The sequence below is a fragment of the Rhodohalobacter sulfatireducens genome, assembly GCF_022012475.1.
Lineage (GTDB): Bacteria > Bacteroidota > Rhodothermia > Balneolales > Balneolaceae > Rhodohalobacter > Rhodohalobacter sulfatireducens.
The window spans coordinates 1-3,463 of record NZ_JAKLWS010000070.1 but is presented as its reverse complement, the minus strand read 5'-3'; the positions used below and the strand labels follow the sequence as shown (position 1 = coordinate 3,463).

General features: G+C 44.9%; 2 protein-coding genes. Both read left to right on the top strand.

Going from position 1 to position 3,463, the window contains the following annotated elements; all coding sequences use genetic code 11:
* Positions 1-6: 6 nt before the first annotated feature.
* Positions 7-162 (top strand): ATP-binding protein, encoded by a 156-nt coding sequence (locus tag L6773_RS21875; protein ID WP_369431608.1) that lies wholly within the window; start codon positions 7-9, stop codon positions 160-162.
* A gap of 2 nt (positions 163-164) precedes the next feature.
* On the top strand, positions 165-3,463 hold a 3,299-nt coding region (locus L6773_RS20995; protein ID WP_304622120.1), incomplete at its 3' end, for a ligand-binding sensor domain-containing protein.

Sequence of the window (3,463 nt, the reverse complement as noted above, 5' to 3'; positions counted from 1 at the left end):
GACAAAATTCTGCAACCGTTTTTTACTACGAAGAAAGGCACGTCTGGAACGGGGCTTGGTCTTAGTATTACTCATGATATTATTAAAGCACATGGGGGAGAACTGAATGTTAAAACCACTCCGAGTGAAGGAACTACTTTTGCGATACTTATAAAACAATAAAGATGAGACTAAAAAACTACTTTTACTATTCTCTGTTGATAGCAATTTTATTTTGTTTTTCTACTAACGACCTGGCAGCACAATCAGTAAATCAGGAAATAGAGGATACTGCTCTTTTGCTTGGACTGGAGACCAAAATCCCTGAGCTTGGGCCGGTTGAAATTGAACCGATTGAAGCACCGGGGGTCGCTGTTGCGGAAGATCGGCACGGGTTTATGTGGTTCGGCGGAAATGACGGCCTCTATCGTTACGATGGCGATGAGTATATTCATTACCGGCACGACCCTTATGATTCTACCTCTTTATCCGAAAACTGGGTGGAGAGTCTGCATGTAGGATCCGATGATATGATATGGATTGGTACATTCGGCGGAGGACTCAACCGGTTCAATCCTGAATCGAATACCTTTACTCATTTTATTCACGAAGCTGGCAAGCCGACCAGCCTGAGTCAAGACACGGTAACGGTTATCATGGAAGACAGCCAAGGAACTGTTTGGGTGGGAACTCATGGCGGGCTAAACCGTTTTGACAAATCTACAGAAACCTTTACACGCTACCTTCACGATCCCAACAATCCGAACAGCCTCAGCAATAACCAGGTCCGTGCATTATACGAAGACTCTGAGGGTACAATTTGGATCGGTACCGGCAGTCCGGCTCCCTCTGAAACCCCGCAGGGTGAAGGCGGCCTCAATCGCTTTAACCCAGAGTCGCAAACGTTTACCCGCTTTCTTCATAATCCTGACGACTCAACATCGCTAATCACCAACAAAGTGATGTCTATTTATGAAGATTCACGAGGCATATTCTGGGTGGGCACAACCGGTGATGGTCTTCATTCGATGGATCGCCAGACGGGCCGTTTTACACGACATCTCTTTGATCCCGATGATCCAAACAAACTAAGTCGTCCTTTTTCAGATGGCTTTACAGCGGTTCCGGAAGATTGTATTGGATTTCAATGCGGCGGTGTTACGTTTATTCACGAAGATCACCAGGGAATGCTTTGGATTGGAGCCCTCTGGGGAGGGATTTATCGTTACGACCCACAATCAGGAGCTATGAGCCACCATGAGGCCCTTGATAGCGGCCTGCTTGAAAATAATATTTGGTCCATTCATGAGTCTAGTGACGGAACCCTCTGGGTGGGTGCCTGGTCCGGGATGCACAGAGTATTTGCATCGACCAATTTTTTTCCACTAATCACTCGGGATGAAAATTCTGAGAGTCTTGCCGGATTCATTGTATCAGCTTTTCAAGAAGATCCTGATTATAGAATTTGGATCACATATTATTATTCTTGGATGGAGATGCTTAATCGAAATACTGGAAGATCTACTCAATATCTATATGAAGAAAATGATCCCAACAGCCTCCTTTCGTATTCAACTATTGGAAGTTCAATAGATCAAACCGGGAACCTCTGGATTACTTATGGAAACGGTGGACTAAGTCGGTATAATAAAACAGAAGATATCTTTGAGCACTTCTTTGCTGACCCAGAAAATATTCAAAAATTTTACAATACTTTATCCATATTTGTCGATCGTAATGATCAAATGTGGCTTGGTACACTTGGTTCAGGCCTTTACCATCTTGATCCTGAGAGTGAAACAATTATCAACAACTATACAAACAATACAAATAACCCGGCCACCTTAAGTAATAACAGGGTTTTGGTCATCAGGGATGCCCATGATGGAATGCTGTGGGCCGGGACCGAGAACGGATTAAATCAGATTGATACAAGTCAGACCAATAGTCCAACCCAGAATAAAATACAAAGATTTCTTCAGGGAAGAATTATAACCTCACTTTTTGAGGATACAGCGAATCGTCTTTGGGTGGGAACATGGGGGGATGGGCTGCATCTCTTGGATCCTTCAACCGGTCAGACTGTAAAATATAATTCAAGTGACGGCTTACCTTCCGACAAAGTAGCCGCCATCCTTAAAGACGATAACGGGTTCCTTTGGGTTAGTACGTCTGAAGGGCAATATACAACTCCTGTCCATGGAAATATTTCTCGTTTTAATCCCAAAACAGAATCCTTTATCAACTTTAGTACCCAGGAAGGACTTCCAAATATTGGTTTCTTTCCGAGTACTGCACTAAAAACACACGATGGACTACTGCTTTTTGGTGGTAATGGGGGATATACTTTTTTTGATCCATCGGTTATCCGGGAGCCTGCCTATCGCTCTCCAAAAATTGCTCTTACCGGGTTTCGAATATTTAACGAGGAGGTAAACGCTGACGAAGGCGGTATATTAAACCGCCCTGTCTATTTGCAAGACTCATTAGAGCTATCCTACGGGCAAAACGATTTTACCTTCGATTATACGGCCTTTGCCTACAGCACTTCTGATCAAATCCAATATCAATATCATCTGGAACCCTTCGATACCGATTGGGTAAGCGCACGATCTCAACGCAGTGCACGATACTCCAGAATTCCACCGGGTGAATACCGGTTTCGGGTTCGAACCATTGACAGCAGAGGAGAATATAGTGTAGAAGAAGCTTCCATGGACATACTTATTCTACCTCCCTGGTGGCAAACCTGGTGGGCGTATGGCCTTTATGTACTGCTTTTTGTTGCAGCTATTTTTGCCGTAGATCGATTCCAGCGTAGAAGACTGATTACTAAAGAACGCGAACGGGCACGCGAACGTGAATTGGAGCAAGAGAAAAAATATTCCAAGCAATTGCAGGAAGCCTATTCCGAACTTGAAGATTCACTTAAAAAACTTACTGCCGCCCAAGATCAACTCGTGCAGCAGGAAAAACTTGCAAGTTTGGGTCAGCTTACCGCCGGCATCGCTCACGAAATCAAAAATCCGCTGAATTTTGTTAATAATTTTTCGGATTTGAGTATCGAGTTGGTGGAAGAAGCAAGGGAAGAGCTGTCAGCTCTCAGCAATCAGCTTTCAGAGGGCGCAGAGAAATCTCCCCTCAAGGGGAGTGCCGAAGCGGAGCGAAGGCGAGGGGTGTCTGATGAGGCCACGAACCACGGCTTGATCCTCGAAATCCTCGACGACATCGAGATGAACCTCCGCAAAATCCACAAACACGGTACCCGGGCCGACGGCATCGTCAAATCGATGCTTCAGCACAGCCGCGGCGGCTCCGGCAAAATGGTACCGACCGATATCAATACACTTATTAAAGAATACACCAACCTGGCTTTTCACGGAATGCGGGCCGGAAAGGATCCAATCAACGTTGATATTGAACTGGATTTAGATAAGAATGTTGGAGAAGTCGAAATGATCACCGAAGACTTCAGCCGGGTGAT